We start from the raw sequence: 22,486 nt of genomic DNA on the forward strand, positions 1-22,486 counted from the left end.
TCTCAGGGTAAGATTAGCATTGAATCCCCATAGCTGTAAAATCTGTATTGAGCTTTTACAGCCTCATTATATGCAGACAGAATTAGTTCCCTTCCAGCAAAAGCAGATACCATTATGAGAAGCGAAGACTTGGGTAGATGAAAATTTGTTATGATGGCATCAGTGGCCCTAAATGTGAATCCTGGATAAATATACAGGTCGCAAGGGCCACTGTAGGAATCAGCTTTTTCATGTTCTTTAAAAACATACTCTAGGGCCCTTACCGTGGTAGTACCAACGCATATTATCCTGGAACCATTGGCCTTTGCACTCCTAACCAGTTGGAGAGCACTCGATGGAACGTCTATCCATTCAGAATGAATCTTGTGTTCCCTGATGTCTTCTGTTCGAACCGGAGCAAAGGTACCATATCCAACATGCAGGGTTATATAGCCTATCTTGACGCCAATGTCTTTTAATCGCTCCAAGAGGGCATTAGAAAAGTGGAGTCCGGCAGTTGGTGCCGCAACTGAGCCAATATTCCTTGCAAATATTGTCTGATATCTTTTTTTGTCCAGATCCTCATCTTGCCTTCTGATGTAGGGGGGAAGGGGGACGTGACCGTGGGTCTCGAGGACCTTTAAGAGCTCACCGTCATACATTAGAGAAATTTTTTTTATCCAGTCGTCTGCCCCCTCCATGATCTCGATTTCAAGATCAGTTCCCACAATGATTCTTTGGCCTGGTCTAAGGGGCTTAGAAGACCTGAGTAGCGCCTCTGAAGTTGCTCTGCCCTCCTCTTCTACCCTAGGGAAATTGAGTAAAACTACCTCAACCCTTCCACCAGTGGGCTTCTTACCAAATAACCTTGCTGGAAATACCTTGGTATCATTCAATATTAGGACATCAGTCTCTGACAAGAGATCGGGTAAGTCGCAAAATCTGCGATGTTCCCATCTGCCTTGACCTCTATGAAGCACCATCAATTTCGAATCATGGCGCTCACTCAAAGGATACTTAGCAATTAGTCGATCAGGGAGTTCAAAATTATAGTCTTCAAGACGGAAGGTCATAACGGCTTTCACTAGCCTAGGATCTGGGATTTAGTAGCCAAGAAACAGATGAAAAGACCTGTCAAAATGGAGAACAGACCAAATAGTTTCAGTCTTTCTGGGGGCCAAGTTTCTATTTCTTTTAAAAATCTGATCATGTGCTCTGGAATGGCAAAATATATCAATCCTTCAAAAATAAGCATCAATCCAAATGCGGTGAAGAAATATTTCATTTAATTTTTCCCTAGTGATTGGTAACGAGACCCCAACCCAAATAATTCCACGCCAAAGCAGTGAATATACCACTTAATGTTTTTTAAATATCATAGAATTCAATCAGTTGCAACTTTGTTTTTTTTGTTTCAAAATCGCCCCTATCCTGGAAAAGAGAATAATTGAAATTCATTCTTGGCATAGTTTTCTGAAATCTATAACAAATATCTATGACGACCATATAAGTAGAAAACTGGGAAGCAGGTACTAGGCAGTAGTGCCTCCTGAAATCAGAATGGCGTTAAACATACATCTTAATGATGTCCTTAGTCTTTGAAAAGGAGAACGCAATATTATTGAGGATCTAAAATGTACCCCACTTCGATACTTCACTTTATTTCGATATGACAAGAGACTATTTGAGATTCAATAAAAAGAGCAAAATAGTAAAGTGCTGTTTTTCTTTGAAAAAGATAGTGTTTGAAATGACTGAAGACAAAAAAAATGGTGGCGGTGCAGGGACTTGAACCCCGGACACTGCGGATATGAGCCGCATGCTCTGACCAGCTGAGCTACACCGCCACTTCGCGAGGTACCTATTAACAAGTTTTCAGATTATGTCAAGAGAAACATGTTGGACAAATACAAATTACTCTCAATTTCGCTCGACATTTGAACCTATCAAAGACTCGCATTTTTACCACATCTTTTACGTTATGAGGGTATTTGAATACCTTGTAGTACTATTTCGGCACACCTTCAGCCCTGTATCTTCAACCAATCTTGTGAAGTTCATAATTTAAGATCATTCAATCCTTGGCAAGCTCCCCTAATTATTGTATAAATTTTTGTATAAGGAGGTGCAACATGCAAACATTGATCGCAAGAGCAACACCAACCGGTGTCTACGTCGTAACAGTCAAGGCAGGAGATAAAATAAACGGGATGACCGCTGCCTGGGTCACTCAAGTCTCATTCAAACCAGCCCTTGTGGGAGTAGCCATTGCACCTCAGAGACATACCTATTCACTCATTAAAGAAGCTGGAACGTTCTGCCTAAACGCGCTCCCCGAAGGGACGATTGAATTGGCAAAGCACTTTGGCTTTAAAAGCGGTAGAAAAGTAGATAAGTTCGAGGGAATCCCATTTACTTATGCCCAAAATGGATCTCCTGTTTTAAAGGATGCTTACGCCTATTTAGAATGCAAGGTAGAAAACGAATTTGAGGCAGGTGATCATATATTCTTCGTTGGATCAATAATAGATGCAGCGGAACTCAATAAGGATGCAAATCCACTGATCTTTAAGTGGAACGACTTTTTTGGAAAAAATTAGGAGTTTCTGTATAAGGAGGACAGATGACCGAAGAGCCAAGAAAAAACCCTGCAGAAGAGAATCAGGAGGATTTTAAATATTTTTTCAGCCAGTTACTGACCCTTCTTCCTCCTAAGGCTCGAGAATATGTAATCCAGTACTCTAGAGAGATCCTATCGTGTGTAATTGTGGTAGTGCTAGGAGTCGTACTTTATTCAGGTTATTCAGCATACTCTGAAAATCAAGAGAAAGAGGCTGCTACCCTCCTAGGTACTGCCCTTTACGAGAAAGATCCAGACAAGAGAATTGATGTTCTCAAAAAGGTCATAAATGAACATGGCTCCACCGATGCCTCAAAAATAGCCCTTCCCATATTAGCCAGGGCGTATCTAGACCGCGGGGATAAAGAAAATGCCCTAAAATACTTTGAAGAATCAGAGAAAAAGACCTCTAAAAATACAATAATCTATCAGACATCAGTACTGGGACAGGGATACATATTGGAGGATAAGGGTGAACTTGAAAAGGCCCTTCAAAAATTCGATGAAGCAGTAAAGTCCGCACAGGGAATCGAACGAATTGCCCTGCTAGACAAGGCAAGGGTGGCCAAAGAGGTAGGAAAAAAGGATCTGGCCCTAGAGGCACTCAATACCTTTTTGAGTGAAAACCCCAGTTCACAAGACCTGGAATTTGTAAAATTTGAGATACTGGAACTCAAAAGGACTGCACATTCTGATGAGACACCAAAAAATTCCAAATCATCTTAAACTCAGCAAATACAACTAGCGAATTTATAAGACAAAAAATGCCGGGCATTCATTAAATGCCCGGCATTCCATAAGGGTCTATTTTTCGTTGTAGATATAGACTTACGTCTACCTAAATGGGTAGGCCCATGGGGTAACTCCCCAACCACACTAAAAAGGTGCAACCCTTTTTAATGGCCTCCACGCCCTCCTTGACCACAGGGTCCTCAATGTGGCCAGCAATATCCACATAGAAGAGATAGCGCCAGGGTTCGTCCTTTACTGGCCTTGATTGAATTTTAGTAAGATTTATACCCTTTTCTGCCAGGGGTTTTAAGAGCTTAAACAGAGATCCTGGCCTGTCTTCCAGACTTAGGAGTAGACTCGTCTTATCTCTTCCACTTGGCCTCGGGCAATAATGTCCCAATACCAAGAACCTAGTGGTATTGCCTGCAAAATCCTCTATACTCTTTGCAACTATCTGGAGGTCATAGGTTCGTGCCGCAAGTGGGCTTGCAATGGCTGCCACCTCAGGGTCCACCGCTGCCCACCTTGCTGCCTGGGCAGTGCTCACCACCTCTTCTGTGGGGACTGCCGGTAGATTGCGCTGTAACCATCCCTTGCACTGGGCAAGGGCATGAGGATGAGAAAGTATGCGTTTAATTTGATCAATCCTACCGCTCTTGTTCATTAGATCATGGGATATGGGGAGATAGACCTCTCCAACTACCTTAACCTTGAAATCGTGAAGGCCGTCTAGGGTGAGGGCCACTGTACCTTCTACTGAATTCTCAAGGGGAACGACCCCAAAATCTGTACGGCCCCTCTCTACCTCTTCAAAGACCTCGGTGATATTTCTTTGCGGAATGAATTCAGGACTGTGCCCAAAGAATTTACAGGCAGCCATATGGGTAAAGGTTGTGGCAGGTCCGAGGTAACCTATCTTGGCTGGCCTCTGAGCATTTCTGCACGCAGAGATGATTTCTGAAAATATCACCTTTAGGCCATCATCAGGAAAGACGCCACCATTGATGTCGAGGATATTTTTTAAAACTTCCCTTTCCCGTGTAACGTCAAGGGGTTGAGATGAAAATTTGGCCTTTTCAGCGCCAATCTCCTTAGCCACTTTAAGACGCTTTTGTAGTAGGGAAACGAGTTCCTTGTCTATCTCATCGATCTTTTTTCTAAGTTCAAGGAGCCTTTTAACCTCATTGTCCTTCATTTCTGTAAACCCTCACTTGGTCCAGCAACTCTAAATGGCCATATTCCTACATCAAAGCCATGATGCTACTATCACTCTTTTTTAAGACCTTCACGTGGTGCTGCAAAATACAAGGCGAGGTTCAAAGCAGTACTATGTGAAGGCCTACTATCTTCCCTCAGCAAGGAAATTATATAACTCCAATAAGTCTCTTTTTATCTGGCTCAAAGGTGAAGAATTCGACTCTTGGCCTTCAAGCCTCTTTTTTGCCCCAGAAATAGTAAAACCTTCAATATGAACGAGACGCTTTATCTCTTTTATTATCTCCAAGTCCTTTTTGGTATATAGGCGTTGATTTTTTATGCGCCGTGGGCGAATCTGTCTAAACTCTTTTTCCCAATAACGAAGTACATGTGGCTCAACACCTGTTATTCTGCTTACCTCGCTAATCCTGTAATACCTTTTTTCCGCCATTAAGGCGCCCCTTTAGCCAGCGACTTGGATGAAAGCCCACAGTCTCCTTTGTACCCTCTTTAAATTTACTGGCACGTTCAATCTTTGAAAAGGTCCCGAAGCGGACGATCTTGACATCTTCGCCTTCTTTTAAAAACTCCTTCACTGATTGAAAAAAGGCATCTACAAGCCGTTTACTCTCCCGGACTGAAAAACCCATTTCTTCACTGATATGGACTGCAAGATCCTTCTTCGTCAAAGTAGCCATAGTCCTTAAGCCCTAAGTTCTGCTTCAAATCTTTTCAAAATGGAGTCAACCAATGTTCGGTGAGTCATCGAGACTTCTTCGTCTGTTAAAGTCCTGTCCTTTGCCCTATAAATGAATCGAATGGCAACGCTCTTCTTTCCTTTTGGAATGGGTTTGCCTTTGTACAAGTCAAAAATGAAGAAGTCTTCAAGATAATCCACGTCTAGCTCGCTTATAAACTGTTCCAACTCCCCATATGTTATTGCATCGTCGAGGACTACTGCAATGTCCCTTTCGGATGCGGGGAATTTGGGAAGCGGCTCCATGTTTTTGGGTACTCTTGGGGCCTTTATAAGGGTCTCGAGATTCAGTTCCAATGCGTATACCGGGACTTCTATATCCCAAAAAGAAAGGCATTTAGGAGAAATCCTCCCAATACATCCGATTATAGATCCATCATCGGTCACGCAATAGGCAAAACAATCGTCTGAATAGTACGGAAGTGGGGCTTCAGCCACTTTAAAGGACCAGTCTTTTATCCTCAATTTCCTAAGACAGTTTTCAGCCAGCCCCTTGACGTCATATACGTCAACGTCATTGTCTTGCCAGGCCCAATGTTCTGGGAAACGCTTCCCAGTGAGCACGCACATAAGGCGTTCTTCTTCCCTGACACCTGTTGGTGAGGACTCGTCCTTGAAAAAACAACGTCCCTGCTCAAAGAGCCTGAGATTCAAGTTTTTCCTGGAAATATTTCTACGGACTGCCTGTAAGAGCGATGGGACAAGGCTGGTCCTCATGACAGAATGCTCTTCCGTAAGGGGATTTAAGATGGATATTGGCTCTCTAATCTCGTGACCCTCTGGGAAACCCAGAGCATCTAGTTCGCGCCTACTACAAAAACTGTAAGAGATTATCTCAAAGACACCCTGCTCAATGAAGATGTCCTTAATTGTCCTAATAAAATCTATCATAGGGGCCTGTACCGAAGACTGAACAAGATCACCCCTGGGAGAAAGTGTAGGTATCTCTGAAAAGCCCTTGAGACGCGCTATTTCTTCCACAATATCTATCTCTTCAGAGACATCAAAACGAAAGGAAGGAACACTGACCTCAACTACGCCATCTTCCTTGGGTCCTTCTACCTGTTTAAAACCAACTCGGTCCAATAGATCTATCTGTTCCTGATCGTCGACCTCAATACCAGAAAGTCTTCTAATCCTCTCAGGTCTGAATCTAACTGTTCTGTCGCGATATGGACGTGGATATGAGTCCACCTCTCCCTGGATCTCGCCCCCGGCTATCATGGTAATGAGATCAGCGCAACGCCTAAGGGCAATTTCCACGTTTTTTGGGTCAACCCAGCGCTCAAACCTATAGCTGGCCTCTGTGTTCAGCTTTAGGGCCTTCCTTGTACGTCTTATCTGGTTGGGTTCAAACCATGCGCTTTCGAGGAGCACGTCTTGGGTATTTTCTGAAACCTCAGAATTGGCCCCACCCATGATTCCAGCTACAGCTACTGCCCGGTCCCTGTCTGCAATGACGAGCATATCTGAGGTGAGTGTGCGTACCTTGTGGTCCAGGGTCTCGATTGTCTCTCCATCCCCTGCCCTTCTCACCCTGATCTCTGGCCCTTTTAAAAGATTCAAATCAAAGGCATGCAGAGGCTGCCCAAGTTCAAGAAGGCACAGGTTTGTACAATCAACGACATTATTAATGGGGCGAATCCCCATGGAGAGCAGCTTAAATTTCAGCCATGCAGGAGATTCCTGGACCTTGACCCCACGAATAACTGTTGCCATATAGCGCATGCAAAACTCTGGAGACTCGATAGTCACTGGAAAATCTATGTGTTTTCCCCTGCCCCGCTCAGCACTCTCCATAATTGGGGCCACATTTAATGGGGATGAAAATAGTGCACTTACCTCTCTGGAGATACCAAGGACACTCAGACAATCTGCCCTATTTGGAGTTATGCCTATCTCCAGGACCCAGTCATCAAGGTCGTAAAATTCTCCCAAGGGTACTCCGGCAGTATCCACCCCTAGAGAGCTTAGATCCCAAATCCCTGATCCATCCTCGCCAAGGAGTAGTTCCTGCATTGAGGCAAGCATCCCCTGGGACGTGACTCCCATTATCTCCTTTTCTTCTATAACGATACCATTTGGTAGCGCAGTACCTGGTAGGACCAGGGGAGCAATCATGCCAGGTTTGACATTTGGAGCACCGCAGACGACGGTTCTCTTTTCTTTACCGTCGAAGCACCTTGTAAGTTTGAGCTTTCTACTCCCTTTTAGCTCGCTTACCTCTTCGACAACACAGGAAATTACACCTCTTTTGAGATCCCCAAAGGCCTCATATAAACCCTCGACCTCAAGCCCCGCCATTGTAAGGGCGTCTGCCACCTCCTGGTAGCTTACGCCTTGGTTTAATGACACAAATTCCTTTAACCATGAACCCAAGCAAAGCATATCAGAACTGCCTCAAGAAGCGAATATCATTCTCAAAAAAGAGTCTCAAATCATTTATGCCGTATTTGAGCATTGTGATCCTTTCTACCCCTAAACCGAACGCAAACCCAGTAAATCTCTCGGTATCATAGCCGACGTTCCTAAACACCTGGGGATGAACCAGTCCACAGCCAAGGACCTCAATCCATCCTGTATCAGAACACACCCTGCATCCTGATCCTCTGCATATTACACACTGGATATCCACCTCGGCACTCGGCTCAGTGAAAGGGAAAAAACTTGGCCTAAAGCGCAATTTTGTATCGGGATGAAAGATGCTCTGGGCAAAGGTGGTAAGTATACCCTTCAAATGGGCAAAAGAAACATTTTCGTCTACAAGTAGGCCCTCTACCTGGTGAAACATAGGGGTATGCGTAACATCAGAATCACACCTATAGACCTTTCCAGGAGCAATTATCCTAAGTGGTGGCTCATTTGCCTTCATTGTGCGGATCTGAATAGGAGAGGTGTGGGTCCTCAAGAGCGTATCGTCTGAAATGTAAAAGGTATCCTGCATATCCCGTGCAGGGTGCTCAGGAGGGATGTTGAGGGCCTCAAAATTAAAGAAATCCAGCTCTATCTCAGGGCCAGTGGCCACAGAAAAGCCCATTCGCGTGAAACAATCAATGATTTCTCGCATCACCTGGGTGATGGGGTGTGGCGATGCTTGAGACAAGGCCCTTCCAGGGAGGGTGAGGTCAACTAGCCCCCTCCGTCTCCCCTTTGTCTTTTGTAAAAGGGCCTCTTTCCTTGCCTTTAAGGCCTGTTCTATCTCTTTTTTGTATTGATTGGCTAATTTTCCGACAAGGGGGCGTTCTTCTGGAGGAAGTTTTCCGACCCCCTTTAGAATCTGGGTGAGAGTACCTTTTCTACCGAGATATTTGACTCGTATGGCATTAAGGGCCTCTTCGTCTTCTGCCTCGTCTATGAGGCTAGCCGCCTCTTTCCTGATTTCATTCAGGCGTTCCTGCATTGAATCCAGGCCCCCTTATGCCCCCTTAACACGTTCTACCAATGCACTGAATGCCTTTGGCTCTGTAACAGCAAGGTCTGCCAACATCTTTCTGTTAATGGCAATTCCAGCCTTTGAAAGCCCATTCATGAACTTGCTATAGCTCAGCCCATGAAGCCTCACAGCTGCATTGATCCTCTGTATCCAAAGGCGTCTATAGAGTCTCTTTTTGACCTTCCTATCTCTGTAGGCATAGGTCAAACCCTTTTCTACAGCTGCCCTGGCCTGTTTGTAACAACGAGAACGTGCACCCCAGTATCCTTTTGCTAGCTTCAGTATCTTCTTTCTACGGCGTCTTGCCTTAAATCCTCTCTTTACCCTTGGCATTCTAGGTCTCCTCCATAAAAATAATTAGTAGTTATCAGCATTTAATTAGGTAGCATTCTCCTAATTTGACGTTCCATAGCCTCACTTGCCACCTTATCTTTCCTCAAATTTCTCTTCCTTTTTCTGGTCTTGTGAGTCAGAAGGTGACTTTTACAGGGTTTAAAGTGCACAAACTTTCCTGTGCCTGTCTTTTTAAACCTCTTTGCTGCAGCCCTCTTTGTCTTTATCTTTGGCATGATTCGTTTTTCTCCTCTCTATACCGCAATTTTTTATTATTTTTCCTTTTTCGGCGCAAGGACCATATTCACTGTGCGTCCCTCAAATTTTGACATTTGCTCTACAACAGCAATCTCTGCCATTTCCTCTGCAACGCGTTTTAAAAGTTCTACTCCCATATCTGAATGAACAATCTCTCTGCCCCTGAATCTCACCGTGACCTTAACCTTATTGCCTTCACTGATAAACTTTCTAATCTGCTTCTTCTTGACTTCGAGGTCATGTACGTCCGTCCGCGGACGCATCTTCACCTCTTTTACCTGTATGTACGACTGCTTCTTTCGAGCCTCCTGCGCCTTTTTACTCTGTTCGTACTTATACTTTCCATAATCCATTATGCGGCAGACAGGGGGCTTTGCCTGGGGGGCAACCTCCACTAAATCGAGCCCTACGTCTTGAGCCCTTTGGAGCGCCTCTCTCAATGGCACAATCCCTAACTGCTTTCCATCTTCATCAATAAGCCTTACCTCAGACGCCCTGATGGCCTCATTGACATTTATATGTTGTTGCTTAGCGATACTGCACCTCCCTTATCCCTGCAGTATTATTTTTATTGTAAAATCGCCTCTTTAAAAGGCCTTTGCTCCTCCTCTTTGATAAGCTTGACCAGGCTATCGAGATCACTCGGATCGTGCTCGACCCCATCCCTAGTCCTTGGACTGACGGTCTTGGATTCTACCTCCTTATCTCCCACAATCAACATATAGGGGATCTTTCTCAATTGGGCCTCGCGAATCTTTTTCCCTAGTTTTTCATTTCTGAGGTCTGCCTCGGCCCTAATCCCCGCTTTGGTAAGCGCCTCCTTAACCTCCTCAGCCCATGGATTGTGCCTTTCTGTGACGGTAAGCACGATTGCCTGGACAGGTGAAAGCCAGACTGGAAAGGCCCCTCCATAATGCTCGATCAGAACACCAAAAAAGCGCTCCAGCGACCCCAATAAGGCCCTATGCACCATGATAGGGGTATGAGGCGCCCCATCTTCTCCAATATACTTCACATTAAATCTTTCAGGAAGATTAAAATCAACCTGAATGGTCGAACACTGCCACGACCTATCAAGACAATCTCTAATCTTAATATCTATCTTGGGACCGTAAAAAACCCCTTCTCCTGGGTCCTCTTCATACGGAAGTCCCATGTCTTTCAGGGCGTTTTCCAAGGCACTGGTGGCACGCTCCCAATTCTCTTCTGTGCCAACAAATTTTTCAGGCCTTGTAGAAAGATAGACATCATATTTATTAAAACCAAACACCCTAAGCATATAGAGAGTCATATCAAGGACTGCCTTTATTTCCTCGTCTAATTGATCAGGGCGTATAAATAGATGGGCATCATCCTGGGTAAAACCTCTCACCCGCATGAGACCATGCAAAGTACCCGTTCGTTCATATCTATATACTGTACCCAGTTCACACCACCTGATTGGGAACTCCCTGTAACTTCTTCGCCTCGAGTTGTACAAGGCAATATGAAATGGACAATTCATGGGTTTAATCTGGTAGGTCACCCCATCAATTTCCATGGGCGAATACATGTTTTCTGCATAGAAATCCAGGTGTCCACTGGTCTTCCAAAGGTCTCTACGGGCGATGTGAGGAGTAAAGAGGAGCTCATAGCCTCTAGATAGGTGCTCGTTTCTCCAAAAATCCTCAATAAGCTTTCTCATCAGTGCACCCTTTGGGTGCCACAGAATTAAGCCAGGACCAATCTCGTCGGAGATAGAAAAGAGCTCCAACTCCTTTCCAAGCTTCCTGTGATCTCTCTTCTTGGCCTCTTCCAGCCTATCTAGATATTCCTTTAATTCTTCTTTAGAGAAAAAGGCAGTGCCATAGACCCTCTGCAGCATTGGATTTTTCTCATCACCACGCCAATAGGCACCGGCCAGACTTGTGAGCTTGAACACCTTGATATGACCAGTGTGAGGAACGTGGGGACCACGACAGAGGTCTACAAACTCATTCTGCTCATAAATCGAAACCTGACTCTCACCCTGCTCTTTCAATTCCTGAAGGAGCTCAACCTTGTAATCCTCTCCACGGTCCTTAAAAAATTCAATCGCTTCGTCGATCCCCAATACCTTGCGATTGATGACAATGGCCCTTTTTGCCAGGGCCTTCATGCGCTTTTCAATCTCTTTTAAATCCTCTGGGGTAAAGGCCCTTTCACAGTCAAAGTCGTAATAAAACCCGGAATCAGTGGCAGGACCAATGGCAAGCTTTGCATCAGGGAAAAGCTCTTTTACTGCCTGAGCCAAAAGATGAGCACACGAATGTCTAAAGTGCTCTAGGGCCCGTTCATCTCCATAAAATACGGGCTCGAGCTCAACATCCTCCTCTATGGGCGAGGAAAGATCTCGAAGCTCACCATCAATCTCCACAAACAGGGCCTTTTTGGCCTTTGACTTTCCAATTGCCTCAACAAGACACTCAAAGGCACTTGTACCCTTGGCAACACTTAAACTCTTCGGCTCTTCTCCATTAACTTGAACTGAAATATACGATTTTTCCATCTTGGGAATATTAAGAGACTTTTGCCCTAAGGACAAAGAAAGGGCGCTGGACTCCGTCTGAATAATAATCCTTTTTTATTGCCTTATGGATTATTGTCATTTAATGATTCCAATCCTCAAATTCTAAACTGGTAGGCGCGGGCGGGATCGAACCGCCGACTTCTACCGCGTCAAGGTAGCGCTCTCCCCCTGAGCTACGCGCCTACACCGTGTTTTTTGTAGAGACCTGTTGATAACAGGATTAGTTTTATTTGTCAAGAGGAGCAAATTAAGAGTTTTGAGTTTTGAGTGATGAGTGACGCTCAAAACTCTTTTGTTCCTTCAACTCAAAACTCAAAACTCAACACTCAAAACTCTTTTGAGCCCCCTATTGCCCCTAATCCTCAATTAGTGTAAAAGCCTTCTCATGACTATTACGAACAAAAAAATCTTAATAATAGGCGGAGCAAGAAGCGGAAAAACTGCATTTTCCCTGGACATCGGAAGGTCGTTGATGCAAAACGCCCAAGGCCTCTACGTTGCCACTGGTGAAGCGCGCGATGACGAAATGGCCCAAAAAATCAAACTTCACCAGGCAGAAAGGGGAGACAACTGGGACACCCTGGAAGAACCTGTAGAAATCGTAACGAAACTCCAAAAGTTGGACAAAAACTATGGTGTAGTCCTCATAGATTGCCTTACGCTTTGGACCTCAAACCTAATAGAAAGGCGCGGTGGAAAAGAGGAAGAATATTTCAATGAGCTGTATAAATGGCTTAGAGATGCCCAACAAAATGTAGTGATCGTCACTAATGAAGTAGGTCTTGGTATAGTCCCAGGCAACTCAGTTGCCAGAAAATATAGAGAACTCCTTGGAAGATTAAATCAAGGTATTGCAAAAATAGCAGATGAAGTCTACGTCGTTATAGCAGGACTTAGCATGAAACTCAAAGGAGGAGAGTAAGTTGGAAAACAGGCTTAAAGTCATTTTGGATACAATAGAGCCAGTTGATACCAAAAGGGAAGCAGAAATTCAGGCCCATCTGGACGACCTAACCAAACCAAAGGGAAGCCTTGGAAGGCTTGAAGAGCTTGCCCAAAAATACATTCTCATAACAGGTGCTTCATGGCCAAAGATCCCCCAAAAGGCGGTTTTTGTGTTTGCAGGGGATCATGGGGTTACAGAGGAAGGAATTAGTGCCTTTCCCAAAGAGGTCACATATCAGATGGTATACAACTTTCTCAGGGGAGGCGCTGGTATAAACGTACTCGCAAGACATGCAGGGGCAAACGTCCACGTTGTTGATGCGGGCGTGGATTATGATTTTGAGAAAAACCAGGACCTCATTATAAAAAAGGTGGATTACGGCACAAAAAATATGATCAAAGGCCCTGCAATGACACGACAACAGGCTGTAGAGGGCATCTTAAACGGGATAGAGATCGCCTTTGACGCCATTCAAAGGGGCTACGGACTCCTTGCCACAGGCGAAATGGGCATTGGCAATACGACCCCGGCTAGTGCCATTACTGCTGTCATAACTGGCAAGAGCCCTGCTTGTGTGACCGGAAGAGGAACTGGCATCGATTCCGATGCGCTGAACAAGAAGATCCAGATCATTGAACAGGCCATAAATATCAATCAACCTAATCCATGCGATGGGATAGATGTCCTTTCAAAGGTTGGAGGGCATGAAATTGCAGGTATCGCAGGTCTCATCCTTGGATGCGCAGCTAAAAAAGTGCCAGTTGTCGTAGATGGCTTTATCAGCACTGCAGGGGCCTTAATAGCTCACACCCTCTGCCCCACAAGTGTTCAATACATGTTTGCCTCCCACATGTCAGTGGAGCAGGGACACAGAATACAATTAGAGCACCTGGGACTAAAACCGTTACTCGATATGGACCTCAGGCTTGGAGAGGGGACAGGTGCTGCCCTTGCAATGACCATCATCGATGCCGCTATAAAGATTTACACTGAAATGGCCACATTCTCAGGGGCAAAGGTAAGCCCAGGGAACGAAGTCTAGGGGAAAACTTGAGCGGAGCCGCTCTCATTCACCATGAGGGCGGCCGCCGCCATTGTGGTCCATACCAACCGTTTTCAATCTTCAGTACTCGAATACGTAGTGCAGGCGTAGGCTGAATGATTGTGGATTGATTCAAAATTTTCCGCCTCTATGTGAAACCAAGACACTCCATTCAACTCCTTGAGCCCTATATATACGTTTCTAACTACGTCTTCTACAAACATTGGATTTGTATAGGCGTATTCTGTAACGTACTTTTCATCAGGCCTTTTTAGAATTGAAAAGACCTGGCAAGAGGCGGATTTTTCTACACATTGGATGAGATCTTCAAGCCATAAGAATTCATTAAATCTCACCCATACCCTAACCTCTCCACGCTGATTATGTGCCCCAAATTCTGAGATCTCCTTGGAACAAGGGCATACAGTAGTTACGGGTACCTTGGCTACAAGTACCATGTCTAGGTGTTCGGTAAGGGTACCATGAAGCCCACACCAATATTCCATAAGCCCAGGTGTTCCGGTTACTGGGGCGCGTTTTTCAATAAAATAAGGAAATTCTACTTCAAGATGGGCCTCATCACTTGAAAGACGCCTCTTCATTTCATTTAATATCTTGTGAAACGTCTTGACGCTGATATTTCCCCTGTATTCATTCAGAATCTCTACAAACCTGCTCATGTGGGTGCCTTTGAATTGATGAGGCAGATTAACGTACATATTTATGTTGGCCACTGTCTGTTGGCGCCCCTTTTGTTTATCGAGTACCGTTATGGGGTAACGGATGTTTTTAATACCCACCCTGTTCAAGGGAATATTCCTAAAATCTGGTAGGCTCTGTACGTCTTTTAGTTCCAAAAATTTGTCTTCCATTCTGTCTACCCAAATAATGATCAATCTTTGTACATTAGCTTTTCTGCAATGTGCTTAAGGCATTCTTTATTATGTTCTTTATCGTATCAGGCACGTAGGAATAGACTCTTAACCCCTTGCGCTCAGCCGACCTAATCTCTGGTGAAAAGGGAATACTAAAAAAAGGCCTCATTCCAAGTTCCTGCTCAATAAAGTCTTCATCTTCTCTGCCTGCAACCTGATTCCCTATAACCTTTAGCGTCTTTATCCCAAGATCATCTGCGAGTTTCTTTATCTTCCGTGCTGTTTCAATGCTTCCCTTGTAGGGCTGAACTACTGTCAACAGGTGATCCACGCTCTGTATGGTTCCCCTTCCAAGGTGTTCGACCCCAGCCTCCATATCCATCACAATAACCTCTTGCGGATTGAGTAAGAGCGAATTTACTAAATTTCTCAATACTGCGTTCTCTGCACAGGCACATCCCCCACCACCTTTTTGTATGGCCCCGACAACCATGAGTTTTATGTTATCGCGTTCCAGCATGAACTTCTCTGGGAGATCGTCTACTTTGGGATTCAGATTATAAAATGCCCCTTGGCGTTCGCTCCGTTCGGCCAAAAGCTCGTTCATCTCAGCTATAGGGGTTATGCGTTCAGTGTGCTCAAAACCTAGTAGCCTAGCCAAATGTGGACTTGGATCCGAATCTATGGCAAGGACCTTTTTCCCCATCTCAGCAAAAGTCTCAATTATAATTGAACTAATTGTACTCTTGCCTACACCACCTTTACCAGAAATGGCGATCTTCATATTTTTTTGCTCCTAAAAGAAAAATTGTATCCCTTTACGAAAAGGGCCTCAGACGATAAATTATTTAATCATATCCCATTCATAATAATAATTACCCTTGAGGTGAACACTATGATTAACTTTGAGAAAATTATCAAGTCCAGCACCTGGAAATACATATGCATAGTTTTTTCTATTGTCTCCTTTTTGAATCTCGTGTGGACACCTAGCGTTTTTTGCCAAGATCTCGAACATTACAAAAAGTGTTTTAGACCCTTGCCTGGCTGGGAACCCGACAAAATTGAAGGCATGAGCATGAATTTTGGAGGGCTTAATATGGTGACTGCCACTAGAATATATGCCCAAAAAGGAAGACAGATCCAGGTGAGCTTTATGCTTGGCGGAATTGCCGGGACCCAAAAGGATATGGACATAAACGGAAAATTCCAGATGGAAACCAAGGAAAGCTCAATCAAGGTCAAGAACATCAACGGGAAGACCGTGACTATTATTGACGACAAAGTCGCCAACGAGAGTACAGTTAGCATTGCCCTAAAACCCGAAAAAAAGGAACTTCCAGGGGCCATTCTCAGTTTCCTTGGGACCAATATGAATGCAGATGAACTTCTTGAGGTGGCCCAAAAATTTAATTGGTCATGCTTTGAAAAACAAATAAATGCCCAAAAATAATCAAGAAAACCCAACCAAAAGGGGATTAGTAACCCTTTTCCTCATATCTCTTTCTATATTTATTGGGCTATCATTAGGGACCTATTCCCCCACAGATCCAGTCTTAGTAAGCTATCCCCTTGGCCCATCAAAAAATATCATGGGACCAGTGGGTGCCAATATTGCAGATTTTTTATTGACTTTTTTTGGAGGCGTTGCCTGGCTGGTTCCCGTTTTATTATGTTTCGTTGCCCTGAGTGAATATAGCTTTTTTCAAAAACTTTTCCCATCAAAGATTTATTTGGGCATTGGAACGGCCCTTGTCATTTTAGGTCTGTCCATGATTTTAACTTTCTTCGGATCAGGGAGCACAGGAGCTGGCGGCCTATTTGGATTCTATTGCCAGAAAATCGTATTGCAGTGGTTCGGCATCGGAGGCGTCATCCTCATAGCGCTGGTACTGATTTTATCGGGTATTATGCTTGGGACCAACCTAGATCTATCAATGATCCCTGCGCTCTTAAAAAGAAAAAGGGATGCTGTCCTTGACTTGAAACCAACCAGGACAGGGGCAAGACGCACTAACTCCAAAGAAGCAAATAGCTTGGCTCAGTCTCAAACAAAAGCGGAATTGCCCAAGATAGCAGAACCACGATCCTTGACGAAAAAGAAGACGAAAAAAGAGGATGAGAAAAACAAGGCAATTGATTTCGAAATACAGCCTAAAGTTGAGGGGACGTATTCCCTTCCACCACTCGACCTTTTACAGGACCCGCCAGAATATGAGGTAAAGGTTGACGAAGAATCCTATTACCAGAATGCACAGGCCCTTGAACAGAAACTCTTGGATTTTGGAGTGGCAGGCAAAGTAGTTGAAATATGCCCTGGCCCAGTGGTTACCATGTATGAATATAGCCCTGCACCAGGGGTCAAGATAAACAAGGTTACCTCGCTTCAAGACGATATCGCCCTTGCCCTAAAGTCTCACAGCGTTCGCATTGTAGCTCCAATACCAGGAAAGTCAGTTATAGGGATCGAACTTGCCAATCAAAAAAGACAGGTGGTGTACTTAAAAGAAATATTGGATACTGATCTATTTAGGCGCAAAACATGGAAGCTCCCCCTTGCCCTGGGAAAGGACGTGGTGGGCGAACCAGTCCTGACAGACCTTGCGAAAATGCCTCACCTTTTGATTGCAGGGGCAACAGGCACTGGAAAAAGCGTGGGGCTAAATTCCATGATCTGTAGTCTTCTCTATAAACACGTCCCCCAAAAACTCAGACTCCTCATGATAGATCCCAAAAGGATAGAGTTATCACTTTATGACGGTATCCCACACCTCCTTCACCCAGTTGTCAGCGAACCCAAAGAGGCCACCAAGGCCCTTCGTTGGGCAGTACAGGAAATGGAACGTAGGTATGGGCTCCTGGAGTCCCTTGGGGCTAGAAATATAGAAAACTACAACTCAAAGATAAAAGCGAATGACTCTGAAGAAGGCCCTCAGCCCCTCCCCTATCTGGTCATCATAATAGATGAGCTTGCAGACCTCATGATGGTATCCTCTAAAGAGGTAGAGTCTGCCATTGCCCGCCTTGCCCAGATGGCCAGGGCAGCTGGAATACATCTGATTGTGGCTACCCAAAGGCCCAGTGTGGACGTTTTAACAGGATTAATTAAGGCCAATTTCCCCGCACGCCTTTCCTTCAAGGTCTCGTCCAAGGTGGATTCAAGGACTATCCTCGATACAACAGGTGCTGAACGACTGCTTGGAATGGGAGACATGCTGTTCTTGCCTCCAGCTACCTCCACCCTTGAAAGGATACATGGTGCATTCTGCTCAGAGTCTGAAATCAAGGAGATAACGGATTTTTGGAGGAAACAGGGCAGTCCTGAATACGATATGAGTGTTACCCAAATTGAAGACGAAGAATCCACCAGTGGGAAAAATTCCTCAAATAGCGATTATTCCGACGAACTCTACGACCAGGCAATCGATTTGGTTACGCAGTCTGGTCAAGCCTCAATCTCCATGATACAAAGGAGACTCAGAGTGGGCTACAATAGGGCCGCCAGGATGATCGAACAGATGGAAAGGGATGGCATAGTAAGCCCGGCAGACTCAATGGGAAGACGACAGGTGCTGGTTAGGGGCTATGAAGATTGAGTACAATCAGACAATTATCCTATTGTGAAAATTGTTTAAGATCGCGCTTTAAAAATTGTCAGTGATTTTGGATTTGGAATTTCATGGTACGGAGTGCTAAGAAGTAATGGCAAGTGAACTTATAATAAATGTTGAGCCCTGGGAGACCAGAGTCGCACTATTGGAAAATGGCACAGTAGTAGAGTTTCATGTTGAGCGTGAGGCAGAAAGGGGATTTGTCGGAAATATTTACAAGGGAAAGGTTGTAAGAGTGCTACCAGGGATGCAGGCTGCCTTTGTAGAAATCGGCCTTCAGCGTACTGCATTCCTTTATGTTACAGATATCTACGATCACCTCCCAGAATTTGAGATGATGCTTGGGCGCACGGACTACGACTTTGAAGCAGAAGACGAAGAGCACCCTCTTCATTACGAAGCCCCGCCCTTCAGAATCGAAGACCTCCTCCACAATGGCCAGGAAATACTCGTACAGGTCTCAAAAGGCCCTCTAGGCACCAAAGGGGCTAGGGTGACATCTCACATTTCCTTGCCTGGTCGCTACCTGGTACTCATGCCTACAATGAACCATGTGGGTGTGTCTAGGCGTATCAAGGATGAAAAAGAACGAAAACGTCTTCGCGATCTCATAGAGGCAATGAGGCCCCAGGGACTTGGGTTTATAGCCCGTACTGCAAGCGAAGGCGCTAGTGCCATAGACATCCAAAGTGAGATGGAATTCCTGATAAAACTCTGGGAAAACATCCAAAAGAAGGCTGCCTCAATCCAGGTCCCAGGCCTTGTATATGAAGATCTTGATATCACTCTTCGTGCTGTAAGAGACCTCTTTACAGGAGATGTCAAAAGGCTGGTTGTGGATTCTGAAACCGCCTATGCAAGAATAGTAGAATTTGTAGATGCCTTCTGCCATGACCTAAGGCCAATGGTGGAATATTACGACTATCCCAAGCCCATATTCGAGGCCTTTGGGATTGAAATGGAACTATCTAAGTGCCTGGGGAAAAAGGTGTGGTTGAAGTCTGGCGGATATATTGTTATTGAGAGTACAGAAGCACTGACTGCAATCGACGTAAATACCGGTAAATACGTAGGTAGAAGGCACCTCGAGGAGACTATACTTAAGACAAACCTAGAGGCAGTAAAGGAGATTGCCTATCAGCTTAGGCTGAGAAACATAGGCGGAATAATTATCATTGATTTTATTGACATGGAGAACCCCGCTCACAGAGAGGAGGTCTTCAAGGCCCTATCAAAGGCCGTTAGCAAAGACAAATGTAAGGCCAATATACTGAAGATGTCAGAGATTGGTCTCATTCAAATGACTAGAAAGAGAAACAGGGATAGTCTGTCTCGTATCATGTCTGAACCCTGCTTTTATTGCGAAGGAGAAGGAAACTTAAAATCAAGGCGCACCATTGCCTATGATATATTCAGACGTGTCAAAAGTGAGGCCAAATGGGCAAACTGTAGTGAAATTGAAATACATGTTCATCCAAGGGTTGGCGATCTCATTCTCAATCATGAGGCACATCACCTAGAATACCTTGAAGAAATGCTCAATAAGACCATAACTATTGTCTCTAGGCCCGAGATGCATGTAGAACAGCATGACATTATATATAAACCTTGAACCTAAATCCTGCACGACAAAAAGGGGACAAAGGTGCAGGACTTAGGTTGAATTTGAGTGATGAGTGATGACTAAGGAGTAAGGAGATGACCATGAAATCTTCGACCAATTTTAATCCTCAGGCACATGCTACCCTAATAGGAAGTCTTCCCTTTGAAGACCACGATAATGCTCAAGACGTAGTCTTGAAATACATAGACCAAATACCCATCTGGGTACAACTTCCGTGTTACCCTCAAGAACGGCTTCTAACTCAATTTACTGAAGGATTTCCTGGCCTCAGACAAAGTGATGACACTGTCTATTTTGACCCTAACGCAGAGGACTTCGAGGCTGAATTTCTTCAATTCTTTGAAGAGTTCCTTGCGGTAAAAGAAGGCGCGAAATCCATTGAAGAATCAGTGTTCGCCCTCTCCAAAGACCGTGGTAAGGGCTTCTACTGCTTTTTGGAAAAAGTTAGGTCCATGGATCCAAAGCCATATGCCCTAAAAGGTCAAATTACCGGGCCCTTTACACTCCTTACAGGTATTAAAGACAAGGACGGGAAATTTGCCTTTTATAATCCTCAACTCAGAGAGGCAATAGTCCAAGGACTTTCGCTAAAAGCTGCGTTTCAGGCCAAAAAACTAAAGGAACTCTCGCCTCATGCAATAGTTTTTCTAGATGAACCAGCGCTCGCCGGCTTTGGATCATCCACTATGGTAGGGATAAGTGCCTCAGAGGTACAAAAAGATCTCAAGATAAGTATAGATGCAATACATGACGAAGGGGCACTTTGTGGAGTACATGTTTGTGCAAATACTGAATGGTCTTTGCTTTTGGATCCATCACTAGAGCTGGACATAATAAGCTTTGATGCATTTGATTATCTCGACCGTTTCCTGATATATAAAGACAAGATCCTGAATTTTATCAAAAAGGGAGGCATCATAGCCTGGGGTTTTGTCCCCACCCAAAAAGAAGAAGAGATACTTTCTGCCACCCCAGACTCACTTATGGAACGTTATGAAGAGGTGTTGAGGGAGCTGGGAATCACTAAAGAAGAGTTCCTGAACTCAAGTCTGATAACACCGAGTTGCGGAACTGGCCTCCTGTCCAAGGAGCTATCAGAAAAGGTGCTCTCGCTTACACGAGATCTTTCCCAAAAGATTAGAGACCTTTCCTGATGATCATAGTAGCAGACGTTGGGGGGACCAATACAAGGCTTGCACTCTTCAAAGGCGGAAGAATAGAAGAGATAAAGATATATCCTTCTAATTCTTTCCGCTCCTTTGAAGAGATTCTCAGTGAATACCTAAAGACAATAGGGCATTATGACTGTGAGGCCATTTCAATAGGAATTGCTGGCACAGTTTCAGGCAGTAAAGCAAATTGCGTAAATCTGTCGTGGGGGATTGAGATTGAGGCCTTACAAATGGCTTTTGACATCCCAAAGGTGGTGTTAATGAACGACTTCGAAGCCGCTGCCTGGGGTGTAATTGCCCTGTCAACATCTGACCTCTTAAAGGTTGGAGGTAAAGAAACAAGGGCCAATTCCCCTCGTGCCATTCTTGGAGCAGGAACCGGTCTTGGGGAGGCCATCATAATACCATGTAACAACCAAAGGTTTCACGTTTTGCCCACAGAAGGCGGACACACAGAATTTGCCCCCTGTGACGAAACAGAATGGCATCTCTTTCAATTTTTAAAGGAAAAATATGGCCATGTGAGCATAGAGAGGGTAGTTTCTGGTCCTGGACTCAAGGATATCTTTTTGTTTCTGTCTGGCAATGAGGTCTCACCTCAAACAGTGGTCGAGCTCGCCCTACAAAAAAGAGACGAAAATGCCATGAAAGCCCTGGAGATTTTTATTAAAAACTACGGAAAAGAGGCCGCCAACCTGGCACTTAAGTCCCTGGCATTTGGCGGCGTCTATATAGCTGGTGGTATTGCGCCAAAGATTAAGGAAGTGTTTGCTGAGTTCGGCTTTAGAGATGCATTTGAAGACAAAGGCAGGATGAAGGCGATTGTTCGCGACATACCTGTATTCATCGTTCTACATCCCTATCTTGGACTCCTTGGGGCCGGGATTCGATTAATTCATGTGCCCACTTGATACAGGGCTTGACCCTCTCAGCCAGTACATCATAAGCTGACTCAAAGTCCATCCATGCATAGGCGTCATGTTCAGGATGGCCGAGTGCAGGATTTACCCGTAGCTCTACCTCTTTTGTCAGGGTCTCGGCAACATAATATCGTGCAATCTTTTTACCACCAAGATAGGGAGCACTTTCTTTAAAATCATATCCCCAATTAAATCTCAGATCATTGATGCCTGTCTCCTCTTCTACCTCTCGTATCGCCGCATCCAACGGTTCTTCTCCCTCTTCAACAAGCCCCTTTGGAAAATCCCAGTATCCAAAGGCTTGTAAAAGGAGATATAACCACCTACCTTGTTCACGTCGTACCACAATAACCCCTGATGACAAAACAGGCATAAATCCTCCTGAAATGACCCTGCACACCTTGGAATAGTTAAATTTATTTTGGTTTGTATAGCGCAT

General features: G+C 44.6%; 23 protein-coding genes and 2 tRNA genes. 9 read left to right on the forward strand and 16 right to left on the reverse strand.

Features of this window, described 5'->3' with window-relative positions; genetic code table 11:
* Positions 1-2 precede the first annotated feature (2 nt).
* From queA to DBT_RS09645, 3 genes are all read right to left on the reverse strand, one after another.
* Positions 3-1,064 carry a tRNA preQ1(34) S-adenosylmethionine ribosyltransferase-isomerase QueA gene (gene queA / locus DBT_RS09635; RefSeq protein ID WP_244155350.1) on the reverse strand — a complete coding sequence of 354 codons (1,062 nt, stop codon included), beginning with the start codon at positions 1,062-1,064 and terminating at the stop codon, positions 3-5.
* Positions 1,064-1,264, reverse strand: coding sequence for a DUF2065 domain-containing protein (locus tag DBT_RS09640; protein ID WP_067619808.1), 201 nt, complete (start codon positions 1,262-1,264; stop codon positions 1,064-1,066). Before DBT_RS09640 ends, queA begins: the two co-directional genes overlap by 1 nt.
* Before the next feature lie 485 nt (positions 1,265-1,749).
* A tRNA-Met gene (locus DBT_RS09645) sits at positions 1,750-1,826 on the reverse strand.
* Between the two features lie 285 nt (positions 1,827-2,111).
* On the opposite strand from DBT_RS09645, the gene DBT_RS09650 reads away from it, so the two are divergent.
* Positions 2,112-2,579 carry a flavin reductase family protein gene (locus DBT_RS09650; protein WP_067619811.1) on the forward strand — a complete coding sequence of 156 codons (468 nt, stop codon included), beginning with the start codon at positions 2,112-2,114 and terminating at the stop codon, positions 2,577-2,579.
* Positions 2,580-2,602: 23 nt separating this feature from the next.
* A complete protein-coding gene (locus DBT_RS09655) occupies positions 2,603-3,325 on the forward strand; it encodes a tetratricopeptide repeat protein (RefSeq protein WP_067619814.1) in 723 nt (240 codons plus the stop codon).
* Between the two features lie 112 nt (positions 3,326-3,437).
* On the opposite strand, the gene pheA is transcribed toward DBT_RS09655, so the two are convergent.
* The 10 genes from pheA to DBT_RS09705 all read right to left on the reverse strand — a co-directional run bounded on the left by pheA (position 3,438) and on the right by DBT_RS09705 (position 12,040).
* Positions 3,438-4,526, reverse strand: a complete 1,089-nt coding sequence (gene pheA, locus DBT_RS09660; protein ID WP_067619817.1) for a prephenate dehydratase — start codon at positions 4,524-4,526, stop codon at positions 3,438-3,440.
* Between the two features lie 147 nt (positions 4,527-4,673).
* Entirely contained in the window at positions 4,674-4,979 is a 306-nt protein-coding gene (locus DBT_RS09665; protein WP_067619820.1) for a MerR family transcriptional regulator, read from the reverse strand.
* Positions 4,951-5,226 carry an HU family DNA-binding protein gene (locus tag DBT_RS09670; protein ID WP_067619823.1) on the reverse strand — a complete coding sequence of 92 codons (276 nt, stop codon included), beginning with the start codon at positions 5,224-5,226 and terminating at the stop codon, positions 4,951-4,953. The genes DBT_RS09665 and DBT_RS09670 overlap by 29 nt, the downstream gene beginning before the upstream one ends.
* Positions 5,227-5,231: 5 nt before the next feature.
* A complete protein-coding gene (gene pheT / locus DBT_RS09675; protein WP_067619826.1) occupies positions 5,232-7,673 on the reverse strand; it encodes a phenylalanine--tRNA ligase subunit beta in 2,442 nt (813 codons plus the stop codon).
* 1 nt (position 7,674) lies between these two features.
* Positions 7,675-8,685 (reverse strand): phenylalanine--tRNA ligase subunit alpha, encoded by a 1,011-nt coding sequence (gene pheS / locus DBT_RS09680; RefSeq protein WP_067619829.1) that lies wholly within the window; start codon positions 8,683-8,685, stop codon positions 7,675-7,677.
* Between the two features lie 15 nt (positions 8,686-8,700).
* The gene (gene rplT / locus DBT_RS09685) at positions 8,701-9,051 is read right to left on the reverse strand and encodes a 50S ribosomal protein L20 (RefSeq protein ID WP_067619832.1); all 351 of its coding nucleotides are present in this window, start codon (positions 9,049-9,051) and stop codon (positions 8,701-8,703) included.
* Between the two features lie 41 nt (positions 9,052-9,092).
* Positions 9,093-9,287 (reverse strand): 50S ribosomal protein L35, encoded by a 195-nt coding sequence (gene rpmI, locus DBT_RS09690; protein ID WP_067619835.1) that lies wholly within the window; start codon positions 9,285-9,287, stop codon positions 9,093-9,095.
* 36 nt (positions 9,288-9,323) lie between these two features.
* The gene (gene infC, locus DBT_RS09695) at positions 9,324-9,827 is read right to left on the reverse strand and encodes a translation initiation factor IF-3 (RefSeq protein WP_279614886.1); all 504 of its coding nucleotides are present in this window, start codon (positions 9,825-9,827) and stop codon (positions 9,324-9,326) included.
* Between the two features lie 50 nt (positions 9,828-9,877).
* The gene (gene thrS / locus DBT_RS09700) at positions 9,878-11,836 is read right to left on the reverse strand and encodes a threonine--tRNA ligase (protein WP_083186753.1); all 1,959 of its coding nucleotides are present in this window, start codon (positions 11,834-11,836) and stop codon (positions 9,878-9,880) included.
* A 129-nt stretch (positions 11,837-11,965) separates the two neighbouring features.
* A tRNA-Val gene (locus DBT_RS09705) sits at positions 11,966-12,040 on the reverse strand.
* 202 nt (positions 12,041-12,242) lie between these two features.
* Between DBT_RS09705 and cobU the strand changes: the two genes are divergently transcribed.
* Positions 12,243-12,779 (forward strand): bifunctional adenosylcobinamide kinase/adenosylcobinamide-phosphate guanylyltransferase, encoded by a 537-nt coding sequence (gene cobU, locus DBT_RS09710; protein WP_067619841.1) that lies wholly within the window; start codon positions 12,243-12,245, stop codon positions 12,777-12,779.
* Position 12,780: 1 nt separating this feature from the next.
* The gene (cobT, locus tag DBT_RS09715; RefSeq protein ID WP_083186754.1) at positions 12,781-13,845 is read left to right on the forward strand and encodes a nicotinate-nucleotide--dimethylbenzimidazole phosphoribosyltransferase; all 1,065 of its coding nucleotides are present in this window, start codon (positions 12,781-12,783) and stop codon (positions 13,843-13,845) included.
* A 74-nt stretch (positions 13,846-13,919) separates the two neighbouring features.
* On the opposite strand, the gene folE2 is transcribed toward cobT, so the two are convergent.
* Positions 13,920-14,717 (reverse strand): GTP cyclohydrolase FolE2, encoded by a 798-nt coding sequence (folE2, locus tag DBT_RS09720; RefSeq protein WP_067619844.1) that lies wholly within the window; start codon positions 14,715-14,717, stop codon positions 13,920-13,922.
* A gap of 34 nt (positions 14,718-14,751) precedes the next feature.
* The gene (locus DBT_RS09725; RefSeq protein WP_067619847.1) at positions 14,752-15,504 is read right to left on the reverse strand and encodes an ATP-binding protein; all 753 of its coding nucleotides are present in this window, start codon (positions 15,502-15,504) and stop codon (positions 14,752-14,754) included.
* 315 nt (positions 15,505-15,819) lie between these two features.
* On the opposite strand from DBT_RS09725, the gene DBT_RS12240 reads away from it, so the two are divergent.
* The 5 genes from DBT_RS12240 to glk all read left to right on the forward strand — a co-directional run bounded on the left by DBT_RS12240 (position 15,820) and on the right by glk (position 22,038).
* On the forward strand, positions 15,820-16,173 hold the full coding sequence (locus DBT_RS12240) for a hypothetical protein (RefSeq protein ID WP_161939960.1): 354 nt from the start codon (positions 15,820-15,822) through the stop codon (positions 16,171-16,173).
* Positions 16,160-18,316 (forward strand): DNA translocase FtsK, encoded by a 2,157-nt coding sequence (locus DBT_RS09735; RefSeq protein ID WP_067619853.1) that lies wholly within the window; start codon positions 16,160-16,162, stop codon positions 18,314-18,316. Before DBT_RS12240 ends, DBT_RS09735 begins: the two co-directional genes overlap by 14 nt.
* Before the next feature lie 106 nt (positions 18,317-18,422).
* On the forward strand, positions 18,423-19,943 hold the full coding sequence (locus DBT_RS09740; RefSeq protein WP_067619856.1) for an Rne/Rng family ribonuclease: 1,521 nt from the start codon (positions 18,423-18,425) through the stop codon (positions 19,941-19,943).
* A 92-nt stretch (positions 19,944-20,035) separates the two neighbouring features.
* Positions 20,036-21,109 carry a uroporphyrinogen decarboxylase/cobalamine-independent methonine synthase family protein gene (locus DBT_RS09745; protein WP_067619859.1) on the forward strand — a complete coding sequence of 358 codons (1,074 nt, stop codon included), beginning with the start codon at positions 20,036-20,038 and terminating at the stop codon, positions 21,107-21,109.
* Positions 21,109-22,038, forward strand: coding sequence for a glucokinase (gene glk / locus DBT_RS09750; RefSeq protein ID WP_067619862.1), 930 nt, complete (start codon positions 21,109-21,111; stop codon positions 22,036-22,038). The genes DBT_RS09745 and glk overlap by 1 nt, the downstream gene beginning before the upstream one ends.
* On the opposite strand, the gene DBT_RS09755 is transcribed toward glk, so the two are convergent.
* On the reverse strand, positions 21,971-22,420 hold the full coding sequence (locus DBT_RS09755) for an NUDIX domain-containing protein (protein WP_067619865.1): 450 nt from the start codon (positions 22,418-22,420) through the stop codon (positions 21,971-21,973). The genes glk and DBT_RS09755 overlap by 68 nt on opposite strands.
* Positions 22,421-22,486 lie beyond the last annotated feature (66 nt).

This window comes from Dissulfuribacter thermophilus (assembly GCF_001687335.1).
Classification (GTDB): Bacteria; Desulfobacterota; Dissulfuribacteria; order Dissulfuribacterales; family Dissulfuribacteraceae; genus Dissulfuribacter; species Dissulfuribacter thermophilus.

Excerpts from the sequence above, each read along its gene's own strand:
- DBT_RS09640 (WP_067619808.1), bottom strand. The coding sequence starts at position 1,264 with ATGAAATATTTCTTCACCGCATTTGGATTGATGCTTATTTTTGAAGGA.
- DBT_RS09650 (WP_067619811.1), top strand. The coding sequence starts at position 2,112 with ATGCAAACATTGATCGCAAGAGCAACACCAACCGGTGTCTACGTCGTA.
- DBT_RS09655 (WP_067619814.1), top strand. The coding sequence starts at position 2,603 with ATGACCGAAGAGCCAAGAAAAAACCCTGCAGAAGAGAATCAGGAGGAT.
- pheA (WP_067619817.1), bottom strand. The coding sequence starts at position 4,526 with ATGAAGGACAATGAGGTTAAAAGGCTCCTTGAACTTAGAAAAAAGATC.
- DBT_RS09665 (WP_067619820.1), bottom strand. The coding sequence starts at position 4,979 with ATGGCGGAAAAAAGGTATTACAGGATTAGCGAGGTAAGCAGAATAACA.
- DBT_RS09670 (WP_067619823.1), bottom strand. The coding sequence starts at position 5,226 with ATGGCTACTTTGACGAAGAAGGATCTTGCAGTCCATATCAGTGAAGAA.
- pheT (WP_067619826.1), bottom strand. The coding sequence starts at position 7,673 with ATGCTTTGCTTGGGTTCATGGTTAAAGGAATTTGTGTCATTAAACCAA.
- pheS (WP_067619829.1), bottom strand. The coding sequence starts at position 8,685 with ATGCAGGAACGCCTGAATGAAATCAGGAAAGAGGCGGCTAGCCTCATA.
- rplT (WP_067619832.1), bottom strand. The coding sequence starts at position 9,051 with ATGCCAAGGGTAAAGAGAGGATTTAAGGCAAGACGCCGTAGAAAGAAG.
- rpmI (WP_067619835.1), bottom strand. The coding sequence starts at position 9,287 with ATGCCAAAGATAAAGACAAAGAGGGCTGCAGCAAAGAGGTTTAAAAAG.
- thrS (WP_083186753.1), bottom strand. The coding sequence starts at position 11,836 with ATGGAAAAATCGTATATTTCAGTTCAAGTTAATGGAGAAGAGCCGAAG.
- cobU (WP_067619841.1), top strand. The coding sequence starts at position 12,243 with ATGACTATTACGAACAAAAAAATCTTAATAATAGGCGGAGCAAGAAGC.
- folE2 (WP_067619844.1), bottom strand. The coding sequence starts at position 14,717 with ATGGAAGACAAATTTTTGGAACTAAAAGACGTACAGAGCCTACCAGAT.
- DBT_RS09725 (WP_067619847.1), bottom strand. The coding sequence starts at position 15,504 with ATGAAGATCGCCATTTCTGGTAAAGGTGGTGTAGGCAAGAGTACAATT.
- DBT_RS12240 (WP_161939960.1), top strand. The coding sequence starts at position 15,820 with ATGGTGACTGCCACTAGAATATATGCCCAAAAAGGAAGACAGATCCAG.
- DBT_RS09735 (WP_067619853.1), top strand. The coding sequence starts at position 16,160 with ATGCCCAAAAATAATCAAGAAAACCCAACCAAAAGGGGATTAGTAACC.
- DBT_RS09740 (WP_067619856.1), top strand. The coding sequence starts at position 18,423 with ATGGCAAGTGAACTTATAATAAATGTTGAGCCCTGGGAGACCAGAGTC.
- DBT_RS09745 (WP_067619859.1), top strand. The coding sequence starts at position 20,036 with ATGAAATCTTCGACCAATTTTAATCCTCAGGCACATGCTACCCTAATA.
- glk (WP_067619862.1), top strand. The coding sequence starts at position 21,109 with ATGATCATAGTAGCAGACGTTGGGGGGACCAATACAAGGCTTGCACTC.
- DBT_RS09755 (WP_067619865.1), bottom strand. The coding sequence starts at position 22,420 with ATGCCTGTTTTGTCATCAGGGGTTATTGTGGTACGACGTGAACAAGGT.